Origin of the sequence: Streptomyces sp. MBT53, from assembly GCF_016654115.1 — a bacterium.
In the GTDB taxonomy this organism is placed as follows: domain Bacteria; phylum Actinomycetota; class Actinomycetes; order Streptomycetales; family Streptomycetaceae; genus Streptomyces.
This window is the reverse complement of the sequence record NZ_JAEQAZ010000014.1, coordinates 77,185-83,949: the sequence shown is the minus strand read 5'-3', so window position 1 is coordinate 83,949 and position 6,765 is coordinate 77,185. Positions and strand designations below refer to the sequence as shown.

Sequence of the window (6,765 nt, the reverse complement as noted above, 5' to 3'; positions counted from 1 at the left end):
GGGCCGGCACGACGTCGTACACGTCGGCGTATTCGGCGGCGAGTTGGGCGGCCTCCTTGTCCTCGACCTGATCCACGACCGCCACCAGGTCGTTCACCGCGTAGGTGTTCACCGAGTAGCCGAAGCGGAGTTGGGCTTCGACCTTGTCGCCCTCGGTGACGGCGACGTCGCGCATGTTGTCGCCGAAGCGGGCCAGGCGCAGGGTGCGCGAGGCGTGGCGGCCGACGGCGGCCCGTGCCCAGGCCGCGACGCGGTGGACGACCCGGGGGTCGGTGGCGTGGCCGGCGACCACCTTGCGGTCGATGCCGAGACGGGACTCGATGTGGGCGAACTCCCGGTCGCCGTGGGCGGCTTGGTTGAGGTTCATGAAGTCCATGTCGATGCTGGGCCAGGGCAGCGACAGGTTGTACTGGGTGTGCAGGTGCAGCAGCGGCCGGTCGAGGGCGGAGAGTCCGGCGATCCACATCTTGGCGGGGGAGAAGGTGTGCATCCATACGATGACGCCTACGCAGGTGTCGGAGCTGCTGGCTTCCTGGCACAGGCGGCGGATGGCGTCGGCGTCGGTGAGGACGGGCTTCCACACGATGCGGACCGGGATCTTCCCGGGGCCACCGAGGATCTCGGCGATGCTGCGGGACTGCTCGGCGACCTGGTGCAGGATGTCGTCGCCGTACAGGCCCTGGCTGCCGGTGAGAAACCAGATCTCCTGGTCCGGGTAGGGAGAGGCTGTGGTGTCCATGAGGGTTCCTTCACAGTGTCGGGCGGTTCAGGTACAGGTGATGAGGTCTGGCGTTGATGCTTCGGCGGGAATGGCCGCCGGACTCCGGGGATGCTCTGATCACTCACTGGAACCTGTGTGGTCATCGCTGGTCAGCGAACTGCCGGGACGGCATTGGGCGATGGCGTTCGAGGACGGTCATCGGGGCGTCTGTCGAAGGGAGTTGACCGCCGGGCGGGGCGTGGCGTGGTGTGGCGTGGTGTTCAGGCGGAGGGCTCGGTGCGCAGGCGGCGCAGTCGGTGCATGACCTTGTTGGTGCCGCGGCCGAAGTAGTCGTGCAGGAGGCGGTATTCGGCGTACAGCCGGTCGTAGGCGGCGGCCCGCTCGGGGTCCGGCCGGTAGACGGCGGGTTGGGCCTTGGCCATGGCGTGGGCGGCGGCCCGGATGTCCGCGTGGGCGCCGGCCGCGACCGCCGCGTGCATCGCCGCACCGAGCGCGGGGCCCTGTGCCGAGTCGATGACGCCGAGGGGCAGGCGGGTGACGTCGGCGTAGATCTGCATCAGCAGCGGGTTCTTCATCAGACCGCCCGCGACGATCAGTTCACCCACCGGCACGCCCGAGGTCTCGAAGGCCTCGATGATGGTGCGGGTGCCGAAGGCGGTGGCCTCCAGCAGCGCCCGGTAGACGTCCTCGGGCCGGGTGGACAGCGTCAGCCCGACCACGACGCCGCTCAGATCGTGGTCGACGAGCACGCTGCGGTTGCCGCTGTGCCAGTCCAGCGCGATCAGCCCGTGCTCGCCCACCCGCTGCTGCGCGGCCAGCGCGGTGAGGTGCTCGTGCGGATCACGGCCCAGCGCGGCCGCCTCCTCCGCATACGGGGCAGGGAAGGAGGTGCGCACGAACCAGCCGAAGATGTCGCCGACCCCGCTCTGTCCGGCCTCGTAGCCCCACAGCCCGGGCAGGATGCCGCCGTGCACGACCCCGCACATGCCCGGTACCTCGGCCCACCGGTCGCTGCTCATCACATGGCAGGTGGAGGTGCCCATGATGGCGACCATCCGGCCCGGCTCCACGGCGGTGGCCGCGGGCGCGGTCACATGCGCGTCGACGTTCCCGACGCACACGGCGATGCCCTCGGGCAGGCCCGTCCACGCCGCCGCCTCGGCCGTCAGCCCGCCCGCCCGGTCGCCGAGCTGGCCGATGGGCTGGTCCAGCTTGTCGATGACGAAGCCCGCGAAGCCCGGGTCGAGCGCGGCCAGATACTCGGCGGAGGGGTAACTCCCCTCCTGGTACTGGCCCTTGTAGCCGGCGGTGCACGCGTTGCGGACATACGTGCCCGACAGCCGCCACACGATCCAGTCGGCGGCCTCGATCCACCGCTCGGTCAGCTCGTAGAGTTCCGGGTCCTCCTCGAGCAGTTGCAGGGCCTTGGCGAACTCCCACTCCGAGGAGATCTTCCCGCCGTAGCGCTTGAGCCAGGGCTCCTTGCGCGCCTCGGCCAGTGCGGTGATCCGGTCGGCCTGGGCCTGCGCGGCGTGGTGGCGCCACAGCTTGACGTAGGCGTGCGGACGGCCCGCGAACTCCGGGAGTTCGCACAGCGGCGTGCCGTCGGCGAGGACCGGCAGGACCGTACACGCGGTGAAGTCCGTCCCGATACCCACGACCTGCTCCGGACGTACGCCGGAACGGGCCAGGGCCTCGGGGACGGCCATGCGCAGCACGTCGATGTAGTCGGCGGGGACCTGCAGCGCCCAGTCCGGCGGCAGCGGGGTGCCGTCGGGGAGCCGGCGGTCGAGGACGGCATGGGTGTACGGGTGCTCGGCGACGGCCAATTCCGCGCCGTCCGCGACCCGGACCACCACAGCACGCCCCGACAACGTGCCGTAGTCGACTCCGATGACGTACGTGTCGAGGCCTGCGCGGTCCTCGTGGGGTGCGTTCACAACCGGCCGTCCTTCTGCTGATCGGTGATTCGGTGTGCCCTGTCGGGCCTGGCCGATGGGGGCCAGGCCCAGTCTCAGGTGGGGTCTACTGGACGAGTTCCCAGTCCTGCGAGCCGTCGGTGAGCGCGGTCTGCAGGGTCAGTTGGGCTCCGGCGGTCGCGCCGGTCAGGTACAGGCTGGTGTTCTTGACGGACTGCAGTTTGTAGAAACCGTCGCTGGTCTTGACGAGGTTCCAGCTGCCGGTGTTGCTGTTGTCGACCCACTGGCCGATCTTCTGGCCGGCCGTGGCGCTGCCGGTCCAGATGGCCGCCGCCCGGCCGCCCGCCTTGTTCAGCAGGCTCACGCCGCCGTCCGGCTCGGTCGTCGTGTGCCAGTACTGGGTGTCGGCGTTGGCCGCCGAGCCCGGGGCCTCCAGCCGGACGTCGGGGACGTCCGCGTTGCCGATGTTCGCGTCGTTGGTCTTGTTGCCGGTCCCGATCACCTGGTCGGTCTTGCGGTTCACCAACTGGTAGTAGGTGCCGTCGGAGTGGCCGAGGTCGACCTCGGCGAACTTGAGGGTGGAGGTGCCCTGGTTGTTGAGGATCACGACACGGCCGGTGCTCGTGACGTACTGGAGGTTGCGGCTGTAGCCGGCCGCCGAGGTGGTCTGGTACTCCTTCCAGGTGCCGTCGCTGCGCCCGGTGTCATTGACCCAGACGTTGCCGCTGCTCGCCGAGTTGTAGACCAGGCGCCCGCCGGGCTCCCTGATGAGGACCGGGCTGCCGCCCGTGGCGAGGGCGTGCGAGCCGGTGTCGACCGGCAGCGAGGTGACGGCCGTGCCGGTGGCGGAGCCGAGGAAGAACTTCAGCGGGTTGTCGGCGAGCACGTATCTGGTGTTCGCCCCGCCGCCCCAGTACTCGAAGGTCAGCATCCACTTGCCGTCCGCCGTCCGGACCACGTTCGCCATGCCCGGCCGGCCGCCGCCGATCTCCGTCTTGCCGCCGCCCATGTCCTGGTTCAGCCCGGCGATGTCGACGACGGTGGAGCTCCACGATGCGCTCGTGCCGTCCCAGGTCCGGTGGGCGAGGATCTGGCCGTGCGAGTCGGTCGCGGTGTCGTTGGCGGGGTCCGGGGTGGCGACGCCGGTGGTCGCGTTGAAGCCGGTGTAGTCGTTCTCGTCGGAGTAGTAGCAGACGAGCTGGCCCTTGTAGACCATCAGGTAGGGCTCCCAGATGGGGTCCACCTGGTTGCCGGTGTTCGCCGCCGCGATGTTCTGGCCGACCGCGCCCGCGCTGCCGCCCTGCCAGCCGCCGGTCGCGATGACGTTGACGACCTTCCAGGTCGCACCGTCGTTGGTGCTGGAGTACAGCGCGATCGCCACGTCCTTGCGGTCGCCGTCGTTCGTCGGCGTCCAGCTCGCGTCGGCCGCCTTGTGCTCCTTGTAGTAGTAGTCGTCACCCGACACGACACTGGCGAGGAGGAGCGTGCCCTGCTTCAGGTTCCCGACGTCCTGGGGGAGCGTGTAGAGGTAGGGGTTGGTCCAGTTGCTCGTGTACTTCGCGTACTGGGGGTCACTGGACAGGTACGCCGGAGCCTTGACCTCCGACAGCGCCTGCCAGGTCGTGCCGTGGTCGTCGCTCTTGTACACCGGGAGGGTCTGCCCGTCGGCGCTGCCCGACGCCGTCACGACCGTCGACTTCTCGAAGGACGCGACGAGCCGGCCGCTCGGCAGCTCCGCCGACTTCGGATAGATCGCGCAGTTGCCCCGCCCCTTCAGACACGCCTCGCTGCCGAGCTGGTAGAGAGTGCCGCCTGTCGGGTTGTACGCCTGCGCACTGACCATGGGTATGGCAAGGATCGCGGATGTAGCAGCAAAGGTTCCGAGGGCTCGTCCAAGCCGTCTTCTCTGCATGGCCCCTCCTCAGGGGAGTTGGATCACGATCGGGTGGCTGTTTCGGGGGTCGGCTCGGTGCCGGCGGCGACGAGGACGCGTACGTCCCAGGCACCGAGGTCGAGGGCCGAGCCGGCGACGACCGCATCGCCGGTCAGGGCGTCGGTGAGGTCCGCCGGGGCGGGGACGCTCGTGGGCTCCCAGCTCCAGTTGTGGACGATGTGGACACGGCGGCCGTCGGGTGCGGTCCCCGTGGTCGCGGTGACGGTCGGGGGAAGGTGCTGCCAGCCGCTGCTCGCGGCCGGGGACAGCCACTCGGCCAGCGCCCGGGCGAGGTCACGGTCCGGTGCCGTGCCGACGCAGGTGATCCGGCCGGCGCCGTGGCTCCGGGTGGTCACCGCGGGCCAGCGGCCGTAGTGCGGGTGCTCGTAGGCGGCGAGGACTTCGGCGTCGACGGCGGTGAGGCCCTCGATCCACCGCGTGGCACGGGCGTTCGCGGGTACCTCGAACGGGCCGCCGGGCACCGCGCGGACGGGCACGTCCTGGGTGAGGTTGCCGAACTCGTCGTACTGCACGCCCGCCGCCGCGACGAGTCGTCCGGGCGCGGGCTCGTGGCGGGCCCGTGCCTCGTGGTCGGCGTAGCCGGTGCGCGGGCCGAGGACCAGGTGGCCGCCGGCGTGGGCGTACGCCTCCAGCCAGTCGAGCGTGGAGTCGTCGACGACATACAGGGCCGGGGCGACGAGAACCGGGTGGCGTTCCACGGCCTCCTGCGGTGTCATGCCGTCCCGCTCACCACGCGGATCGTGCAGCTGGCGGGCGTGCACGATGCGCACCTGGCGGCCCGCGTCGAAGGCGCCGCGGTAGAAGGGGTCGAAGAACCGGTGGTAGGCGGCGGCGTCCGGCTCGCCCTCGGTGTTCGCGAGCGGTGGGTACTTCTGCATCAGCCACTTGCTCGGCATCGAGTAGACCATCGTGATGTCCGCGTCCGGTTCGAGACCGGCGACGAGTGCGCCCGCGGTGTCGAACTCCGCGCCCAGACGCGCGATTTCGGCATAGGTACGGCCCGGCTGCCCGCTGTGCGGGAGGACTCCGCCCCAGTAGGTCTCCGCGCCGAAGCGCAGGGTCTGCCACTGCCAGTACTCGATCATCCGGGCCCCGCGCGCGACATGCGCCCAGGCGGCCTGGCGCCACTGGCCGTCGTAGCCGGGCCGGTTGTCCCATGCGAAGCCGATGCTCTGGGCGTTGGTCTCGGTGACGAGGAAGGGTTCCTGGCGCGAGGAGAACATCCAGTCGGCGGTCTGGTACATCGACCAGACCCCGGTGGTCTTCCACTGCTGCTCGTGGTCGTCGGGGGTGGGGTCGGGAAGCAGGAGGCTGTCCTGCATGTCGTAGTACGGGTTGCCGGAGGCGATGTCGAGGCGGTCCGACAGCTCGTCGTCGTCAACTCCCTTGCGGGTGTACGAGATGCAGGTGGTGACGAACTGGCCCGGCTGGGCGTACTCGCGGACGAGGTCGGCCTGCCAGCCGATGAACTCGGTGACCTGGCGGGCCTGGAACTCCCGCCAGGCGACGTCGTATTGGGGCTGTTCGTTGCCGTCAGGGGTCCACAGGTCGGCCCAGGTGGACAGGCGGTGGGACCAATAGACCAGTCCCCACTCGCGGTTGAGGGTCTCGACGTCCCCGTACTTCTCCCGCAGATGGTCCACGAAGCGCTGGAAGACACCGTTGTTGTGGAGGAGGTGCAGGCCCGGTTCGTTGTCCACCTGCCAGCCGATGACCGCCGGGTGGTTGGCGTACCGGGCGACCATCTTGCGGATGAGCCGCTCCGCGTGGAAACGGAACGCGGGGTGGGTGAAGTCGATCTCCTGGCGGGCGCCCCAGCCGAGGCGCTGCCCGGTGGCGTGCTCGGCGGTGATCTCCGGGTAGAGACGGACCAGCCACTGGGGGGCGGCGTAGGTCGGGGTGCCGATGATCACGGAGATGCCGCGCTCGTGGGCGCCGTCCAACACCGGTTGCAGCCAGTCGAGTTCGAACCGGCCGCTCGAAGGCTCCCAGGTCGACCAGACGGACTCGCCGACCCGGATCACGGTGAAGTGCGCCTCGGCCATCAGGTCCAGGTCGGTCTTGAGCTGTTCGTCGGGCCGCGTTGTGGAGTCGTAGGCGGGCGTGTACTCGTGGTAGTACGCGGCACCGAACAGGACACGGGCAGGCAGAGCCGCCATGGGGGGAAACCT

The 6,765-nt window shown here is 69.9% G+C and carries 3 protein-coding genes and 1 pseudogene; all 4 read right to left on the bottom strand.

Annotated elements, in window-relative coordinates; all coding sequences use genetic code 11:
- Positions 1-739, bottom strand: a pseudogene (locus JHN45_RS07825) (L-arabinose isomerase); the annotation flags it as partial.
- 242 nt (positions 740-981) lie between these two features.
- Positions 982-2,661, bottom strand: a complete 1,680-nt coding sequence (gene araB, locus JHN45_RS07820) for a ribulokinase (protein ID WP_201048513.1) — start codon at positions 2,659-2,661, stop codon at positions 982-984.
- A gap of 85 nt (positions 2,662-2,746) precedes the next feature.
- Positions 2,747-4,552, bottom strand: a complete 1,806-nt coding sequence (locus JHN45_RS07815; protein WP_201048512.1) for an RICIN domain-containing protein — start codon at positions 4,550-4,552, stop codon at positions 2,747-2,749.
- 23 nt (positions 4,553-4,575) lie between these two features.
- A complete protein-coding gene (locus tag JHN45_RS07810) occupies positions 4,576-6,753 on the bottom strand; it encodes a beta-galactosidase (protein WP_201048511.1) in 2,178 nt (725 codons plus the stop codon).
- Between the last annotated feature and the right edge of the window lie 12 nt (positions 6,754-6,765).

What these genes read in the sequence shown, in the direction of transcription:
- JHN45_RS07815 (WP_201048512.1), bottom strand. Translation starts at nt 4,552, where the DNA reads ATGCAGAGAAGACGGCTTGGACGAGCCCTCGGAACCTTTGCTGCTACA.
- JHN45_RS07810 (WP_201048511.1), bottom strand. Translation starts at nt 6,753, where the DNA reads ATGGCGGCTCTGCCTGCCCGTGTCCTGTTCGGTGCCGCGTACTACCAC.